The sequence below is a fragment of the Haemophilus aegyptius genome (assembly GCF_900475885.1).
Classification (GTDB): Bacteria; Pseudomonadota; Gammaproteobacteria; order Enterobacterales; family Pasteurellaceae; genus Haemophilus; species Haemophilus influenzae.
Map to the genome: position 1 here is coordinate 1,662,543 of NZ_LS483429.1, position 18,929 is coordinate 1,681,471.

The following is an 18,929-nucleotide window of genomic DNA, read 5'->3' on the forward strand; positions in this document are numbered from 1 at the left end:
CATAGTGTACTGGAATTTGACCTATCTTTCAACAAATTTACTGTTTAAAAAACCAGTTAATATTTATTTCTTTAAAGAAGATTCTTCTTTCTTCAAATTGCCATTTTCATCTTCTGTTGCTGACATAGGCACGCAGCTACAATTAGGTTGATCTAACCCCCATTCTTTAATGAAGTTGTCATATTTTTCAAGTGCGCGTTTAAACCAGCCTTTTGGTTTTGCGGTTTGCTCTGTCATAAAGTTCCTCGCGCTAAATATTGTTTAATTTCTAAACGCAAACATTCTACGCCTTTTTTCTTGTTAATGGGAAGTTGTTTTTTTGTTAAATAAGCGGAAATTAATGGGAAGTTTTCTTTGCCCGCTAATTTTAATAAACGCCTTATCGCAGGAATGCTCGAAAATAAAGTGCGGTGAAAATTAGCGAAGTTTTTTAAGCTCAGCCAATCGAACTCATCAAGCTGCCAATCAAACTGATTTTGCTCAAAATTTATGGCGAACGGATGAAAAGATAAAGGGATATTACGCTGAAATTGTTTGTGTGCAGTATCAACTAAAGCCAAGCCTTCTTTGGAAAGACCTTTAAGGGCAATCGCTGAATAACAACCACTACTCGCTTCTTGATGTTCTCCTAAATGCACCAAAATAAAACCGCACTTTTGCCAAAATTTTGCGAGTTCGTCGGTGTAACCAAAACTTACCGAAAGAAAATCCACTTCTGAATTTTCCATAAATTTCATTAGATTTTGACCAATACCCTTTTTTTGCCAATTTGGCTGAACGGCGATACGTGAAATGCGTAAAGATCGTAATTTACAGGCGTGGGATAAATTTTCATGGAAACATAATGCCTGTGGCACAAGATTCCCTTTCGGGCGGCGTTTGCCTTGTTGAATTTGAACAATCAACTTATCATCTGCCATATTTCCTTCTTCTAATGCCCAAATTGCACCGAGCAAATTCTGTTGATATTCGGCAAAATAAAAACGTTGATTTTCTCCATCAAGTAAACGGCGAAGATCAAGTGGCGAGGTGCGGTAGTGAGCAATCGTCATTAGCCCATAAAAATCTCGAAAGAAAAATTGATGACTATATTCCCCTTGGCTGCCCTTGCTTGTGAGGGGAGCTACCGAAGACTGAGGGGGGCTGGCTATATCTAAGTCCCCCTTCCGCCCTACGGGCACCTTCCCCCGCAAGCAGGGGAAGGCAAGGTTTTTAGCGTTTTCCTCTATGTTATAAGTAATATTGCTATAGTCGAAGTGCTGAAAATCATCTTCGGCATTTAGCAATAAAAGATCATCAATAAAATGTTCTAACGGATCATTTTCTTGCCAACGTAGGGCCTGTTTAAGCTCAAAATGCTGAAAAGTGCGGTGAATTTTCCGTTTAAATTTTAATTCGAAACCACGCCCCGTTCCTTCATAGCTATGAATTGTTGTGCTGAAGACAATATGTTGAAAATATTGAGAATATTCTTGCAATAACGGCAATGGAATCATTGCTGCTTCATCTATGAGCAACCAAGCAGGTTGACTAAATTCGGGTTCATTTTGTAACCGAATAGCCAGTTCATCGGGCGCGATAAACTCTATCTCTCGTTCTGAAAATTCGATAACCGAATGCACTGCACTTTTATTCGGCGCAGTCAGATAAACTGGTGCCTGAATTTGGTTAGCAAGCATTCCCAATAATGCAGATTTCCCTCTTCCCCGCTTAGCAGTTAGAAAATAAATATTCTGCTCGGCCTGTAAAATAGTCTCGATAATTTGTTGTTGAGCTAACGTGGCATTTTTATGATGCTCGTTAGAATAAAAAATGGGAGGAAATTCAACCGCACTTTCCTCTCTGAAAATGGGGAAATGATAGCGTTCAATACACTGTTTGAAATGATCAATAAAATTAGGTGTAGCAATCGCTAACTGATTTCCATTCCAACGTAAACTATCTTGATCAGGCTGCTGAGATAAATTTTCCCAATCAGATAACACTAAACAAAGTGTGCCGCCCATTTTCAGTGTTCCCGCTGCAATAGCTAGTGCTTCAAGATGAATACCATTTCGTCCATCAAATAAAATATGTTCAAATTCTTGTCCGAGCAAATTCGTTGCTTTAGAAAAAGCAATGCCGCTTTCACCGATAATTAATACGTTATCAGGCACAAGCGGCAAAGTTTTACTGATTAAAATTTGAAGATGGCGAAATGACATCGTTTTATTTTAAATGGGCAATTAACATCGCACCAATAAAATTTGCGCAAGCAAGCCAAAAGAAAATAGGTTTTGGTTGAGAAACTTTTTTACTGAATAATTTCGCAGCAAACACGATATACAAGATCAGTAATGCGAATTTAGCCACTAACCACCATTCAATATAAAAAGTGAAGATATATAAAATGACAACGCCAGAAACAATCAACAAGGTATCTGATAAGTGCGGTAAAATTTTTAATAATTTTATCGAACGCCAATTTTTACCATTAAGCTGCATTGCACCACGAATTACTAACAATGCCAAACTTAAAAAGGCGAAAAAAATATGTAAATGAACTAGCATAATCACTCCAAAAAAGTAAGAAAAGTGCGGTCAAAATCCACCGCACTTTCTCAATCTAAATTACTTCGCAATACGTTTATATTTAATACGATGTGGCTGAGTGGCGGCATCGCCTAAAGTTTTCTTTTTCCACTCTTCATAGTCTGAGAAGTTACCTTCATAGAACGTGACTTTACCTTCATCGCCGTAATCTAAAATATGCGTTGCGATACGGTCTAAGAACCAACGGTCATGGGAAATCACCATTGCACAGCCTGGGAATTCTAAAATCGCATTTTCTAATGCACGTAAGGTTTCAACATCTAAGTCATTGGTTGGTTCATCCAATAACAATACATTACCGCCGCGTTGTAGAAGTTTTGCTAAGTGTAAACGACCACGTTCCCCGCCTGATAATTCTCCTACTCGTTTTTGTTGATCCACACCTTTGAAGTTAAAGCGTCCCACATAGGCACGGCTTGGAATTTCAAAGTTACCGATAGTGAGAATATCTTGTCCGTTAGACACTTCTTCCCACACGGTTTTCTTATCATCCATAGCGTCACGGAATTGATCCACAGATGCAAGTACAACGGTTTCTCCCATTGTCACAGAACCTGAATCTGGCTGCTCTTGACCTGACAACATACGGAATAAAGTTGATTTACCTGCACCATTCGCTCCGATAATCCCAACAATTGCACCTTTTGGAATACTGAATGATAAATCATCAATTAAAGTACGGTCGCCATAAGACTTGGTTAAGTTTTGCACTTCAATCACTTTATCGCCTAAGCGTGGGCCAGGTGGAATAAAGAGTTCGTTAGTCTCGTTTCGTTTTTGATATTCGCCAGAGTTCAATTCATCAAAGCGTGCCATACGTGCTTTACTTTTCGCTTGACGACCTTTTGGATTTTGACGAACCCATTCTAACTCTTTCGCAATGGATTTTTGACGTGCGTTTTCAGTTGCTTGTTCTTGTTCTAAACGTTTCTCTTTTTGCTCTAACCAAGAAGAATAGTTGCCTTCCCAAGGAATGCCTTCGCCACGGTCAAGCTCTAAGATCCAACCAGCCACATTATCTAAGAAATAACGGTCGTGGGTAATCGCCACAACAGTGCCTTCATAATCATGTAAGAATCGCTCTAACCATGCCACAGATTCCGCATCTAAGTGGTTAGTTGGCTCATCTAATAAGAGCATGTCTGGTTTTTCGAGTAACAAGCGGCAAAGTGCCACACGGCGACGCTCACCACCAGATAAATGTTCAATTTTGGCATCCCAATCAGGTAAACGTAACGCATCTGCGGCGCGCTCTAATTGGTTATCTAAATTATGTCCATCATGCGCTTGAATAATGGCTTCAAGGTTCGCTTGTTCTGCGGCTAATTTATCAAAATCTGCATCAGGATCCGCATAAAGCGCATACACTTCATCTAAACGAGTCAGTGCATTTTTCACTTCAGAAACCGCTTCTTCCACTGCTTCACGCACGGTTTGTTGTGGCTCGAGTTTTGGCTCTTGCGGAAGATACCCAATTTTAATACCCGGTTGTGGACGAGCTTCCCCTTCAAACTCTTTATCTACGCCTGCCATAATGCGTAAAAGAGTCGATTTACCCGCACCATTTAAACCTAAAACCCCGATCTTAGCACCAGGGAAAAAGCTTAAAGAAATATCTTTCAAAATATGACGCTTCGGCGGCACTACTTTGCCGACACGATGCATCGTATACACAAATTGAGATGACATTAATAATTCCTCACAAAAAAATTCGCCCTATTCTACTGGAAAATAGGGCGAAAATATAGGAAACAAGTGGACAGATTTTGCAAAAGTTTGGCGAAACCTAACCACTTGTAAATATTTAGAGTGAAGTATTCCCTAAATTAAATAGACACTTTAGGGCTCAAATTACATTGCAAATGTAGAAGTATCATGCCGATGTAGAGCGGGCTTAACATTTGCAAGACTTTGTTGAAAACGTTTATTGTGTTCAAGGTCCCATAAATCAATACGTGTTTGCAGATTAAGCCAAAACTCAGGCGTAGTATCAAATACTTTAGCAAGTTTAACTGCCATTTCTAGCGTAATTCGTGAACTATTATTAACAATATTGCTTGCCGTATTACGATGTACATCTAAAATTTGAGCTAAATCACTAATTTTAAGACTTAAAGGTTCTAAAAACTCTTCTTGTAGAATTTCACCAACAGAGGTGGGTTTTCTCGTCATCATATTATCCTCCTTACAAATTATAAGAATGTGGATCTAAATATAAATTATTTACTTCGTTATTTTCATATTTAAAAATTAAACGATATTGTTTATTCACTCGAATAGAATAAATTTTATTTTCTTTTGGCTCAAGCAACTCCAAATGGTTAGCTGGTGGAGAACGTAAATCGTTGATATTTTCTGAGGCACTTATCATATCTAATTTTCTTGCCAATACTTTATACAAATTAGAAGGAATCTTACTATGAGTATCACCATATTGATAAAACCTATAAAGATAATCATCTCTAAAATGCTCACGCTTTAAATTAAACATCTATTATTCTCTTAGTTATACTCGAGCTGATCATAATAAGAATAAATGCACAATGCAAGAGTGCATCTTTCGACTTAGATAAAAAAAACCACCCGAAATGGGTGGCAGGAAAGTAGTTTAGCTATATTTATCATTATTTTATTTAGGAACTTTATGAATATCAAGCAATCACTTGACGGGAGCTATGTTACTGAATATTGAAAGGCAAGGGAAATGCTATTGAGAGTTTTTTTGATTTACATCAACATTTTTGACAGAAAAATTCGTTTTTGCGTGTAGAATAAACAACTTCAAATTCTAGCGTTCAAAATAATAGGATTTTTTGTGAAAACGTATTCATTATTACTCGGTTTATTCATTAGTTTTGGTGTTTTAGCCCATCCTCACGCATTTATTGATATACAAACCACGCCCATTATAGAAAATAATCAACTCACAGGTTTTTCAATGAAATGGACGTTGGATGAACCAAGTTCGTCTGCAGTTATTTATGATATGAAACAAGCTAGAACTAAAGCGGAAAAACAAAAACTTCTTGATGATGTAATGGGAAATATCGTCAGTGAGCATTATTTCAGCTATCTATATGATGCCCAGAATAATAAAATCAAATATTCCCCTCGCCCAAAAAATTACGGCATTAATGTTCAAGGCTTACAACTGCAATATTATTTTGATGTGCCACTCGCCCATCCGCAAAAGTTAGAAAAAAACACATTTAGCTTACAAACTTACGATCCCACTTATTATGTGGCGATGACTTACGCTTCAAAAAGTGCGGTAGATTTTTCCGCACTTTCGAAAAATTGCCAAGGAAAATTAATTGAACCTAATGTGGATGAAAAAATCCAAGCCTACGCATCTTCACTTGATAAATCCCAAAAGAACGAAGATGATTCCTTAGGCGTAATGTTCGCGCAAAAAATAATAATTCAATGTGAGTAGAAATGAAAAAATATAAAACTGGGCTCGTGTTATTAGTGATTACACTCGCCTTACTTGCCTATTTTTCCCCTTGGTTTTTCTTACATATTGCCAGTTGGCAAAAAGAGTTTAATCAGCTTATTTCGGAAAATTTACATCAAATTCAAAATAATAGCATCAAGGCAGGCATCACACTTATTTTTGCCAGCTTTGTTTACGGCGTACTCCATGCCCTCGGGCCAGGACACGGCAAATTTATTATTGCCAGCTATCTTTCCACGCATGAAAGCCAATTAAAACAAAGCACTATCTTGAGTTTACTTTCTTCCTTAATGCAAGGCATTGTTGCGATTACAGCAACAACATTGCTTGTTGTAGTGCTAAATCTTTCATCACGTTATTTCAAATTAAGTCAGCTTTGGTTAGAACGAACTGCCTTGCTATTATTGGTATTTCTCGGCTGTTATTGGATTTGGCAAGGTTTACGTGCCTATCGTAAAAAAGCTAAATTAACCATTAAATCCCTCAATCCCCTCCCCCTACACGAAAAAAGTGCGGTCAAAAATAACCGCACTTTTCAACCAAACACTTGTAGCTGTGGACACCAACATTTGCCAAGCCCCACACAAACTGCACAAGCAACCAATCTAAAATCGCAATTCCTCGTGATTTTAACAATTGGCATGCGACCATGTAGCGGTGCAATTTTCGTTTTATTTTTAGCTTATATGCTTGATCTTTATGGCTGGGGAATTTTAGCTGTATTAGCCATGTCTTTCGGCACAGGACTTATGCTGTCAGCCTTCGCGGGGATTGTACGTTATGCACGAAATACCGCAATTCACTTAGGGCGTTGGTATAGTTCAAAACATACGAAAGGAAAAAGCGGAAGCATCGTGAAACTAATCGCAGGTGGAATAATGCTATTTTTTGCCTTGAGTTTGTTGTATGGAACGCTAAACCCAGTAAATGGAGGAACTATTTTATTTGGAAATTAATAAGCTATCAAAGATATTTTATTATTGAGAGATAATAGGTTGCATTGATATTTTATTAAATTATAAACAACAGTCAGATATAAATTTCATTAGAAAATAGCTCATAATCCGCATATCAACAGAAAAATATATATGTTGAACATATTTGAATTAGTCTGGCACTTTAAACAATAAAAAAACTCCCTCAAAATATTGAGGGAGTTTTTTGCTAATAGATTGTTACCATTGGTACCCAATACCTCCACCAACAGCATAATCTCCTGCACTAGTTGCCGAGCCACTCACTTTGAAATGAATGCGGTTATTATCACTTGATTTACTTAAGCCTATCGCCACAGCATTTTGGCCTTTAAAGTTACCAACCCCCAAGCCAATCATTGCGCCTCCTGCATTACTGACTGTCGGAATATTTGCCATAGCAACTGCCCCAGCAATCCCACCACGAAGTTTTCTATCTGTTTGTTTTAGCTCGTTACGAACTGAATTTACAGAATGATCAACATAGCGTTTATTTGCTGCATCAGTTAAGTTTTTAGGATCTTGAACATTTGTTATTCTACGTTCATGACCAATATCTCCCACTGAAACAGTATTTTCTTCTTTAGCAACTGATCCTTCACCTAATGCAACGGAGCCCGCTGCTTTAGCTTCTGCATTATGACCTATAGCTGTTGAGTGTTCTGCATGTGCTTTAGCGTTATTACCTAGAGCAGTAGAGTGATCCCCTTTCGCTTCAGAGCCATATCCCATTGCAGTTGAATCTTTACCTGAGGCCTTAGCACTTTCACGATTACTTGCATTATTTGAGGCAAAACTAGTTTTACCATCAGCACTAATTAATCCTGAACCTTCAATACGATCTTTAATCACTTTTACAGTATTTTCGGAATCTTTAGCTTTATCTGCTGCCGTTTCAGCTGCAGTCTTCGCTGTCTCTGCTGCTGTTTTCGCCGCTTCTGCGCCAGTTCTAGCCGTCTCTGCTACTGTTTTAGCCGCTTCTGCTTTACCTTGTGCCGTTACAGCAGCTGTCTTCGCTGCTTCTGCTCCAGCTTTGGCTGTCTCTGCTGCTGTTTTAGCCGCTTCTGCTTTACCTTGTGCCGTTACAGCAGCTGTCTTCGCTGCTTCTGCTTTATCTTTAGCGGCTTCTGCACCAGTCTTCGCAGTTTCTGCTGCATCTTTCGCAGCTTCTGCACCGACCTTCGCGGTTTCTGCACCAGCTTTGGCTGTCTCTGCTGCTGTTTTCGCTGCTTCTGCGCCAGTTCTAGCCGTCTCTGCCGCTGTTTTCGCAGCTTCTGCTTTATCTTTAGCGGCTTCTGCACCAGTCTTCGCAGTTTCTGCTGCATCTTTCGCAGCTTCTGCACCGACCTTCGCGGTTTCTGCACCAGCTTTAGCCGTCTCCGCCGCGGTCTTCGCAGCTTCTGCTTTACCTTGGGCTGTTACAGCTGCAGTCTTCGCTGCTTCCGCACCAGCTTTAGCTGTCTCTGCTGCTGTTTTCGCTGCTTCTGCGCCAGTTCTAGCCGTCTCTGCCGCTGTTTTCGCAGCTTCTGCTTTATCTTTAGCGGCTTCTGCACCAGTCTTCGCAGTTTCTGCTGCATCTTTCGCAGCTTCTGCACCGACCTTCGCGGTTTCTGCACCAGCTTTAGCCGTCTCCGCCGCGGTCTTCGCAGCTTCTGCTTTACCTTGGGCTGTTACAGCCGCAGTCTTCGCTGCTTCCGCTCCAGTCTTAGCTGCTTCTGCTCCAGCTTTAGCTGTCTCTGCTGCTGTTTTCGCTGCTTCTGCGCCAGTTCTAGCCGTCTCTGCCGCTGTTTTCGCAGCCTCTGCCTTACCCGCTGCTGTTTCTGCACGTGTAACAGATTGATTGATCTCTTGGAGCTTATTAGTTACGGTGGTTGCCGCGGTTTTAGCATCTGCAATTGCTTGCTTAGAATCAGCATTTAATTTGTAAGTTACTGCATTATTATTTTCATATACAACATCTAACCCATCGCCAGCTTTAAAATCAAGCGTATTATTAGCATTATTAGTAGCACTTACTGCTTTATTCTGCATAATTTTTACATCTTGCCCATTTACTTTGAATGTATATGTTGTTTTAGCAATTTCGTCAGTTGCTTTGATTACAGAATAAAGCTGTGAACCTGTAATAGCATCACTAGAATTTTCAGAGATCTCGCCTGCACCAACGTTTTGGATTTGTCGTTTAACATTGTTATTACCAAAACTTACAGTGCCATTATTGGTTGCGGCAACGCCTGTAGATAAGGTTGTGTCACCAATTTTGAGGCCATTTACTGTATGTTTATCCGATGTACTTGAAGATTCGCCAATAGCAATATCGCCAGATTTATTAGCAACTGCACTTTTACCTAAGGCAATACCAGAATTTGCACCAGAAGCAACATTAGCACGATCACCAATGCTAATCCCTGTAGCAGCCTCTGTTTTAGCACTGTTACCTAAAGTAATAGAATAACTTGCAGCTGCTTTCGCTTGTGCACCATTACCAATTACGATAGCTTGAGTTGCACCTTTTTCTGATTGTGCTTTATTATCTGTTTTATTATTTCCCAAGCCACCAATCACAATAGATTTTGAGCCATTGGCTGTTGCTTCTGGACCAATTGCAACTGTTCTATCGCCATTTGCTGCTGCATAAGCACCAATGGCGACAACCCTTTCTAGTTCTCCTTTTGCATTTTGACCAATAACAACAGAGTTTTCTCTTTTTGCAGTAACATTTGTACCAATAGCAACGGTATTTTCTCTTTGTGCATTTACATTACTACCGATTGCAACAGTATTTTCACGTCCAATTTTTGTCTCATGACCAATCGCAATACTGTTATCTGAACCTTGCCAAGCACCATTAACAGCGTGCGCTCCTGTAATACTTGCATTATTACCTAAGGCAATAGCATTGCTTGCCCAGTTTACGGTGCTATTATTACCAATAGCAATTGAGTTATCAGGTTTTAGTGCATAAGGAGTACTTGCCAGAAGTTTCGCATTAGTACCGAATGCAATTGAGTTTATTGCACCTTCAACTTGTGCTTGTCTACCAATAGCAATTCCATTTAGTGCTTCACGATATTGATTTCCCCAATAATTATTAACATTTGCTCGAGAGCCGATAGCAATAGAATCAGCAGCTAAGGCATTAGCATATACGCCAACAGCAACAGATCGGGAACCTTGAGCACCAGATTTTTCTGTAAATTTACCCAAGTTATAACTAAATGCTCCACCTGAGTTTTTTGTTTCAGCCTCTACTTTTGAGGTCTTAGCTGTAAGCCAATCATCCCAAATACCAGTCTTATTAGTTTTATCCCCTTCAGAATTAACATGCACAAAACCTTTATAGTGTCCTAACATTTTGTTTAATGAGTTTACTGCATTACTAGCAGATAAAAAGCCAAGGGATTCTGTTCCTTCTAACGCCATATTTCTTAAAATGTCACTATCTTTATCAGAAACAACAGCGACGCCCTGCGTAGGGATGTCGTTGTAATTGATTTTATCAGCATAAGAAACACTACTTGCAAGAATAGAGGTAACTAGTGTAGCCAGAATAGATATAGGGAGAGTTTTGTTATTTTTTTCCGAGCTAGATGTTGAGCTAGCTTTAACTGCACCTTTCGTTAATTCTGAAACAACCTCTAGTCTCTGTGTTGTTTTGTTCCAAATAATTTTAAATATACGATTCATAAATAAATAACCTTCATTTCAGGGGTATAAAATAGCCCACATATTCTTAACGTATTTTCTAGATAGTGACGTTTAAATAAGCGTGAGATAAAGGTTTTCAATTATATATATATATATATATATCAATATGATTAATGCTTGTTTTTTGTAAAGATTTGTAAAGAAAGAAGAGATTCAAATTAACTTCATAAACATAATGTGATAACTAATTATCAGTTCAATAAATAATATGTAAATTAAATCTATATTTTTTTATAAATTTTTAATTGACAAGACTCATTCTCCTTATTAAAATTCGCGCCCTATCCCTTGTGATACAAAGTTTATTCCTCCTTAGTTCAGTCGGTAGAACGGTGGACTGTTAATCCATATGTCGCTGGTTCAAGTCCAGCAGGAGGAGCCAATTTTTCTTTTGGTTTAGAGTTTGTTTGTCTCCTTTTACAAATTCTAAATTAGCAACCAGAAGATTTTGAGCCCATCATGTTGATGGGCTTTATTTTTATCAGAATCCTCTCTTTTTTCTATCCACATAGCCTGTGGATAACTTTGTGGATTAACTTTTTAAAATTTTGCGGATCCCTTGTTCTTACAAGGATTATTCGATCTTGATTATAGATTAGCCTAAAATTAAATTTTGATTTAAAATCAATAAGTTAAGTTTTGTCTAGTAAAAATTTAAAGTTTTTTTAATGAATTTGTGAAATCTTCCTCTTGACATCGCTAAGTCTGTGTAAAACTTAGATTTTTGCCTGATCAATTTTACACATTAAATATGCTAAAATAGGCATTATTCAAAACTATCAAAAAACCAACCGCACTTTATGTCTGAAAAAATCAACACAAAACCATTCATTCTGCATTCCGACTTTCGTCCCTCTGGCGATCAGCCACAAGCTATCGAAAAATTGGCTGAAAATTTAACGGATGGTTTGGCGCATCAAACTTTACTCGGGGTAACAGGCTCGGGGAAAACCTTTACTATCGCCAATGTAATCGCTCAATTAAATCGCCCTGCAATGTTACTTGCACCGAATAAAACCCTTGCTGCTCAACTTTATGCAGAAATGAAAGCTTTTTTTCCAGAAAATGCGGTGGAATATTTTGTGTCTTACTATGATTATTATCAGCCAGAAGCCTATGTGCCGAGCAGTGATACATTTATTGAAAAAGATGCGTCTATTAATGATCAAATTGAACAAATGCGACTTTCTGCGACGAAATCTTTTTTAGAACGTCGAGATACCATCGTGGTAGCTTCTGTTTCTGCAATTTATGGTTTGGGCGATCCTGATAGCTATTTACAAATGATGTTGCATTTACAACAAGGTGCCATTATCGATCAACGCCAAATTTTAGCGAAGTTAGCGGAATTGCAATATACCCGAAATGATCAAGCATTTCAGCGTGGAACTTTCCGTGTTCGCGGAGAAATTATTGATATTTTCCCTGCGGAATCTGATGATCGTGCGGTGCGTATTGAATTATTTGATGATGAAATCGAGCGTTTAAGTTTATTTGATCCGCTCACTGGTAGTAGTTTTGGTGCTGTACCACGTTTTACGATCTATCCAAAAACTCACTATGTGACGCCAAGAGAACGTATTTTAGATGCGATAGAAAACATCAAAAAAGAACTGGTATCACGCCGTGAGTACTTCATTAAAGAACATAAACTTTTAGAAGAACAACGTATCAGCCAGCGTACCCAATTTGATATTGAAATGATGAATGAATTGGGCTATTGCTCGGGCATTGAAAACTACTCTCGCTATTTGTCGGGCAGAAATGAAGGCGAGCCACCACCAACATTGTTTGATTATATGCCCTCTGATGCCATTTTAATTATTGATGAATCTCATGTAACTGTGCCTCAAATTGGCGGGATGTATCGTGGCGACCGTTCACGTAAAGAAACCTTAGTCGAATATGGTTTCCGTTTGCCGTCCGCATTGGATAATCGTCCGTTACGCTTTGAGGAATTTGAACGCTTAGCTCCGCAAACCATCTATGTTTCCGCAACACCAGGGGCCTATGAATTAGAGAAATCAGGCAGTGAAATCATCGATCAAGTGGTTCGCCCCACTGGTTTGCTTGATCCGCTTATTGAAATTCGTCCAGTGTCAATTCAAGTGGATGATTTACTTTCCGAAGCTCGCCAAAGAGCGGATAAAAATGAACGCGTTTTAGTGACGACGCTAACGAAGAAAATGGCTGAAGATTTAACGGATTATTTAGATGAACATGGAATTCGTGTGCGTTATCTACATTCTGATATTGATACGGTGGAACGCGTCGAAATTATCCGTGATTTGCGTTTGGGTGAATTTGATGTATTGGTTGGAATTAACTTATTGCGTGAAGGTTTAGATATTCCAGAAGTGTCTCTTGTGGCGATTTTAGATGCTGACAAAGAAGGATTTTTACGCTCCGAACGTTCTTTAATTCAAACCATCGGCCGAGCTGCACGAAACTTAAATGGTAAAGCGATTTTATATGCGGATAGCATCACAAAATCCATGGAAAAAGCTATTACTGAAACCAATCGTCGTCGTGAAAAACAAACAAAATACAATGAAGAACATGGCATTGTGCCACAAGCATTGAATAAGAAAGTCGGTGAATTATTAGATATTGGGCAAGGTGCAAACCAAAAAGCGAAAGCCAATAAACAACGTGGAAAAATGGCGGCAGAACCAACCGCACTTTATAATGCACCGAAAAATGCCAAAGAATATCAACAACAAATCAAAAAACTGGAACAACAAATGTATAAATTTGCGCAAGATTTGGAATTTGAAAAAGCCGCGGCTATTCGCGATCAATTACATCAATTACGTGAACAGTTTGTTTTTGATAACTAAAAGAAACGCCAGCTTAAGCTGGCGTTCTGTCTATTTATTTTCACCTGAAGAATACAAGCGATTTTTATATAAATAACTACCTAATAAAGCGTGAGCCAATGCCTCTTTTTTCATTGCATCAGGCACCTCTTTTGGCGTTAAAGTTTCTGTTGATTTATCATAATGATAACCTTGCGCTGCTTTATTTGGCATTTGAATCACCACATCATTATTGCCTTTCATCATTGCTTGAGTTTGATCGTATTGCATAAAAGCTCGATCTGGGTTTACATCTTGCGTTAAATCAAAACCAATCATTGGATAATTGCCACTTACGCCTGCTAAAGAAAGTAATGTAGTTGGCATATCAATTTGGCTCACAAGACGGCTATCACGGCGTGGCGTAATGCCATCACCAAGAATCAAGGCTGGAATATGGAAATGCTTAATCGGCACAAGACTTGCTCCGCCTACACGAGAATCGTGATCCGCAACAATTAAGAAAATCGTATCTTTCCAATAATTAGACTGTTTTGCCATTTTAAAGAAATGACCTAACGCATAATCCGCATATTTTGCTGCGTTATTACGAGTGGCTTTTGGTTGCTCATAAAGCTCAATCTTGCCATCTGGATATTCAAATGGATCGTGATTGCTTGAGCTAAATACTAAACTAAAAAACGGTTTACCTTCATTTTGTAATTTCGTGAAAGTTTCATTGGCTTTATCAAATAAATCCTCATCACTCACGCCCCAAGTACCAGTAAATGTTGGATTCTGATAGTCTTGTTGATCCCAAATATCTTTAAAGCCATTACCGTAGAAAAAGCTCGCCATATTGTCGAAATGCTTTTCACCACCATAAATAAAGGAAGTGTTATAGCCTTGTTTATGTAATAAATCCGCAATAGTAAAGAAACCACTTTGGGCATTATTAAGTTTCACCACTGCACGAGCGGGTGTTGGCGTAAAACCTGCGGTTGTTGCTTCAATACCACGTACTGAACGCGTGCCTGTTGCATAAAGATTTTCAAATAACCACCCTTCTTTTGCGAGCTGATCCACATTTGGAGAAAGTGGTTTGCCACCGAGTGTTCCAATAAACTGAGCACCGAGACTTTCTTGTAGCAAAATCACGATATTTTTAGGTTTCCCCTGATAAGTTGCGACATTTTTCGTTAAAGTTGGGTATTTATCTGAAATGTAATCGCTGTCTGGGCGACCCCGACTTGCTTTAACAATACGAAACATTTCATCTGCATCCATTTTTCCGTACATTTCTGAAGATTTTTCTTCATCTTTAAATTGCTGTGCCGCATAAATGACGGAATAGCCCGAATTAAGCACCAAAGAATTCACTAACGCATCAGAGGAAAATGCCACCATAGCAGGATTTATACCACGGTGTTGAAAACTTGAACGTGCCCCAAGGAAGCTCACGACAATCACAAGCAAAGCAATCACAGGGCGAAGTTTCCAACTCATTGAACGTAAATTTTTGACTGCCCAACCAGAAATTTTCCAATAAATCACGGCAGCTAAAATCGTGAAAACAAGGCTAAAAATTACCGCACTTAAATGCCCTTCAGCAAGCATTGAAAAAACTTCTTTCGGATAAATCAGATATTCGATAAATAAACGATTTGGTCGGTAATCATAGGTTTCAATAAAGGCAGGTGTGGCAATTTCCATAAAGATAATGAACACGCTACCAAAGGTTAGCCATAGGCGTAAAATTTTTACCCAAACTTTACTGCTATGGAACAATGTTGTGAGCAATGCTGGTACGCCAAATAAATAACAAAGTGCCACAACATCCATTCGTACGCCTTGCAAAAATAATTGCAACCAGCCATCTACGGCGGATACACGCTCTGATTGCCATACCGCAAGTCCCAAACGCGATAAAGAAAGTAGAATAAGATTAATCAACACGAATGTGAAGATGGGGAATAAAGGGAAATACGCTTTTTTCATTGTAAAAACCACTAACACAACGGCATCCAAGCCGTATTAAATTAAAGAAAGATAGGCAACTGTCTATCAGCTCCTTTTCGACAAAATAAAAGCCTTAAAGTGCGGTAAATTTTCACATAGTTTTACTTAATCTCAAATGTAAACAATATGCCAAATTCTGCGTAGCGCAATTTTAGCTAATCACATTCAATAGAATGATAAAAATAAAGCCCCGAGAAAAATCGAGGCTTCATTAAATAAACGACAGAAATTCACCGCACTTTTTTCGATTACTCTTGTTGTGCTTTCACTGCTGCATAGGCAATCATATTGATAATACGACGAACAGATGCACCTGGATTAAGAATATGCGCAGATTTATTCATACCCATTAAGATCGGGCCAACAGTAATTGCCGTAGTAGTGCCGCGTAATAAGCTATAACTAATACGTGATGCACTCAAATCAGGGAACACTAATAAATTTGCGCTTCCTTTCAATGAACTATCAGGCATTAATTCTTTTCTGTGTGCTTCATTCATCGCTAAATCTCCACGCATTTCCCCATCAATCATTAAATGTGGATTGTGCTCTTTGACGATTTGTAATACTTCGCGCATTTTTGGTGCGCCTAATGAATCAGATGAACCAAAATTAGAATGAGAAAGCAATGCAACTGCAGGTTCAATACCAAAACGATGAATTTCTTCTGCTGCCATTAAGGTAATTTCAGCTAATTCTTCTGCTGTAGGATTACTGTTTACGTGAGTATCTGTTAAGAATACGTTACCAGTCGGTAATACAAGACTATTTAAAGCAGCGGCAGTTTTCACGCCGTCTTTTAAGCCAATAATATCTCGAATAGAGGCAAGGTGTTTTCCGTATGAACCAAATAAACCACATACTAAAGCGTCTGCATAACCTAAGCTAAGCAATGTAGAAGCTAATACGGTAGTGTTAGAACGCACGACACGTTTTGCGATTGCAGGTGTAATGCCTTTACGTTTAGTAAGTTCGTAATAGTGTTTCCAACATTCTTCATAGCGTGGATTATCTTCGTTATCCACAATTTCAAAATCCACACCTGCAGTTAAACGTAAACCAAGTTTTTTAATTTTTTCTTCAATCACGCTGCGGCGACCAATTAAAATTGGATTTGCCAAGCCCATTGAAATCACTTCTTGGGTAGCGTGTAATGCTTTATTTTCTTCCCCTTCCGCTAAAATAACGCGTTGTTTTGCCGCTTTTGCTTGGCTGAAAATAGGGCGCATAAACAAGCTCGTTTTGTAAACAAACTGAGTTAGTTTTTCAACATAAGCATCCCAATTTTGAATTGGACGAGTTGCCACACCAGATTCCATTGCAGCTTTTGCTACCGCTGGTGCGATACGCACAATTAAGCGAGGATCAAATGGACGAGGAATCACATAATCCGCACCAAATGTCGCTCCTTCGCCACCGTAAGCCGAAGTTACCACTTCATTTTGTTCTTCTAATGCAAGGTCAGCAATGGCATAAACTGCCGCACGTTTCATTTCTTCATTAATAGTGGTTGCGCCCACATCTAATGCACCACGGAAAATAAATGGGAAACAAAGCACGTTATTTACTTGGTTTGGATAATCAGAACGGCCTGTACATACAATCGCATCAGGACGAACTGCTTTTGCTTCTGGCGGGGTAATTTCAGGATTTGGATTAGCTAAAGCAAGAATAATTGGATGCGCAGCCATACTTTTAACCATATCTTGTGTAAGCGCACCAGCCGCAGAACAACCTAAGAAAATATCTGCATTTGGAATCGCATCACCAAGTTTACGCCAGCCATTATCTTCAATTGCATACTCTTTTTTGGTTTGATCCATTTTGTCATCACGGCCTTTATATACCACGCCTTTCGAGTCACAAACCGTGATGTTTTCACGTTTCATACCTAAAGAAAGCAATAAGTTCAAACACGCAATAGATGCTGCACCCGCACCAGAAGCCACTAAGCGTACATCTTCAATTTTTTTACCTACAATACGAAGAGAATTGATGATCGCAGCAGCACTGATGATCGCTGTTCCATGCTGGTCATCATGGAATACAGGAATATTCATTCGCTCACGCAATTTTTGTTCGATATAGAAGCATTCAGGTGCTTTAATATCTTCAAGATTTACCCCACCGAAAGTTGGCTCTAACGAGGCAATAATATCCACAAGTTTATCGGGATCATGCTCATTCACTTCAATATCAAATACGTTGATGCCCGCAAATTTTTTGAACAATACGCCCTTCCCTTCCATTACGGGTTTGCCGGCAAGCGCGCCAATATTGCCAAGCCCAAGTACCGCTGTACCATTGGAAATCACCGCCACTAAATTGCCACGTGCTGTATATTTGTAAGAGGCGGCAGGATCTTTTTCAATTTCTAAACAAGGCTCTGCCACACCTGGTGAATAAGCTAAAGCAAGATCGCGTTGTGTTGCGAGTGATTTTGTTGGGGTAACTTCGATTTTTCCAGGAATTGGAAATTCGTGGAAATCTAAGGCTGCTTGACGTAATTGTTCGGTCATAATAAGTGCTCCATTTTCTTGAAACAGGATTGAAATACTGCGTCGATTATATCTGTTTTTTATTCAAAAAATTGTGACGAACTGCAAACTTTTACAACTTTATAACAAAATTTTTTTGATGCGAGGCATTAGCTAGACTTTTCATTTTTCAGCAAAAAAGGTAGGATTTTCGCAACAAAAGCATAAAGGATGAGAAAATGAATCCATTTCAAAAAATCAAAAGTGCGGTGAATAAATGCCAAAGATTTTTCATTAATCGCACTCTGCAACGTAAACTAACAAATCAAGGTATGACTGTCATTTCTGCCAATTGTATGGGTGCTTTTATCTTACATGATTTGCACCAGCCGTTTAATTCCCCTTTTGTGAATCTCTATCTCTCGCCACAGGATTTTTTGCGTTATTTACAAAATATGGATTTCTACCGTACTCAACCTCTCACATTCGTACAAACAGAAAAAAGTTATCCAGTGGGAAAACTTGCTGATCTTGAAATTCATTTTATGCATTATCACAGTGAGCAAGAAGCCAATGAAAAATGGCAACTTCGCACGTCACGAATGAATTTCGATAATCTTTTTATTATGATGACAGATCGAGACGGCGTGACCGAAAAAGACATTCAACTTTTTGATCAACTCCCTTTCAAAAATAAAGTGATTTTTACTCACAAGCCCTATCCAGCTTTTAAATCGGCTTATTATATAAAAGGCTTCGAGAAGCAAAATCAGGTGGGCGATATTTTTGAATTTTCTGGCTGGAATGGGAAAAAATATTACGATCAATTCGATTACGTGAAGTGGTTTAACCACGCTTAATAGATAAAGGCTGCATTTGATCTGACCCCAAAAAGTTAGACTGA

13 protein-coding genes and 1 tRNA gene are annotated in these 18,929 nt (G+C 38.8%); 5 read left to right on the forward strand and 9 right to left on the reverse strand.

Annotated elements, in window-relative coordinates; translation table 11 throughout:
• Positions 1-63 precede the first annotated feature (63 nt).
• The 6 genes from DQN49_RS10250 to DQN49_RS08720 form a co-directional block, all read right to left on the reverse strand.
• A complete protein-coding gene (locus DQN49_RS10250; protein ID WP_005657572.1) occupies positions 64-237 on the reverse strand; it encodes a DUF5363 domain-containing protein in 174 nt (57 codons plus the stop codon).
• Positions 234-2,204, reverse strand: coding sequence for a tRNA(Met) cytidine acetyltransferase TmcA (locus tag DQN49_RS08700; RefSeq protein ID WP_006995880.1), 1,971 nt, complete (start codon positions 2,202-2,204; stop codon positions 234-236). The genes DQN49_RS10250 and DQN49_RS08700 overlap by 4 nt, the downstream gene beginning before the upstream one ends.
• A 4-nt stretch (positions 2,205-2,208) precedes the next feature.
• Complete coding sequence (locus DQN49_RS08705; protein ID WP_006995879.1) at positions 2,209-2,550, reverse strand: SirB2 family protein; 342 nt, start codon at positions 2,548-2,550, stop codon at positions 2,209-2,211.
• Positions 2,551-2,610: 60 nt separating this feature from the next.
• On the reverse strand, positions 2,611-4,281 hold the full coding sequence (gene ettA / locus DQN49_RS08710; protein ID WP_005663485.1) for an energy-dependent translational throttle protein EttA: 1,671 nt from the start codon (positions 4,279-4,281) through the stop codon (positions 2,611-2,613).
• 162 nt (positions 4,282-4,443) lie between these two features.
• Positions 4,444-4,767 (reverse strand): HigA family addiction module antitoxin, encoded by a 324-nt coding sequence (locus tag DQN49_RS08715; RefSeq protein ID WP_005650217.1) that lies wholly within the window; start codon positions 4,765-4,767, stop codon positions 4,444-4,446.
• A 10-nt stretch (positions 4,768-4,777) separates the two neighbouring features.
• Positions 4,778-5,083 carry a type II toxin-antitoxin system RelE/ParE family toxin gene (locus DQN49_RS08720; RefSeq protein WP_005650215.1) on the reverse strand — a complete coding sequence of 102 codons (306 nt, stop codon included), beginning with the start codon at positions 5,081-5,083 and terminating at the stop codon, positions 4,778-4,780.
• A 324-nt stretch (positions 5,084-5,407) separates the two neighbouring features.
• Between DQN49_RS08720 and zevA the strand changes: the two genes are divergently transcribed.
• Positions 5,408-6,028 (forward strand): zinc transporter binding subunit ZevA, encoded by a 621-nt coding sequence (gene zevA / locus DQN49_RS08725; protein WP_005694310.1) that lies wholly within the window; start codon positions 5,408-5,410, stop codon positions 6,026-6,028.
• A 2-nt stretch (positions 6,029-6,030) separates the two neighbouring features.
• Positions 6,031-7,005 (forward strand): zinc transporter permease subunit ZevB, encoded by a 975-nt coding sequence (zevB, locus tag DQN49_RS08730; protein WP_006995878.1) that lies wholly within the window; start codon positions 6,031-6,033, stop codon positions 7,003-7,005.
• A 219-nt stretch (positions 7,006-7,224) separates the two neighbouring features.
• Here zevB and DQN49_RS08735 read toward each other — a convergent pair whose 3' ends face one another.
• Positions 7,225-10,710 (reverse strand): YadA-like family protein, encoded by a 3,486-nt coding sequence (locus tag DQN49_RS08735; RefSeq protein WP_065246974.1) that lies wholly within the window; start codon positions 10,708-10,710, stop codon positions 7,225-7,227.
• A 327-nt stretch (positions 10,711-11,037) separates the two neighbouring features.
• On the opposite strand from DQN49_RS08735, the gene DQN49_RS08740 reads away from it, so the two are divergent.
• Positions 11,038-11,113: transfer RNA gene (locus DQN49_RS08740), tRNA-Asn, on the forward strand.
• Positions 11,114-11,531: 418 nt separating this feature from the next.
• Complete coding sequence (uvrB, locus tag DQN49_RS08745) at positions 11,532-13,571, forward strand: excinuclease ABC subunit UvrB (RefSeq protein ID WP_006995875.1); 2,040 nt, start codon at positions 11,532-11,534, stop codon at positions 13,569-13,571.
• 30 nt (positions 13,572-13,601) lie between these two features.
• Here the strand turns inward: uvrB and DQN49_RS08750 are convergent, their stop codons facing one another.
• Both DQN49_RS08750 and DQN49_RS08755 read right to left on the reverse strand, forming a co-directional pair.
• Positions 13,602-15,527 (reverse strand): LTA synthase family protein, encoded by a 1,926-nt coding sequence (locus DQN49_RS08750; protein WP_032826276.1) that lies wholly within the window; start codon positions 15,525-15,527, stop codon positions 13,602-13,604.
• Between the two features lie 269 nt (positions 15,528-15,796).
• Entirely contained in the window at positions 15,797-18,067 is a 2,271-nt protein-coding gene (locus DQN49_RS08755) for an NADP-dependent malic enzyme (protein WP_006995873.1), read from the reverse strand.
• 197 nt (positions 18,068-18,264) lie between these two features.
• On the opposite strand from DQN49_RS08755, the gene DQN49_RS08760 reads away from it, so the two are divergent.
• Positions 18,265-18,885, forward strand: a complete 621-nt coding sequence (locus tag DQN49_RS08760) for a DUF1919 domain-containing protein (protein ID WP_006995872.1) — start codon at positions 18,265-18,267, stop codon at positions 18,883-18,885.
• Positions 18,886-18,929 lie beyond the last annotated feature (44 nt).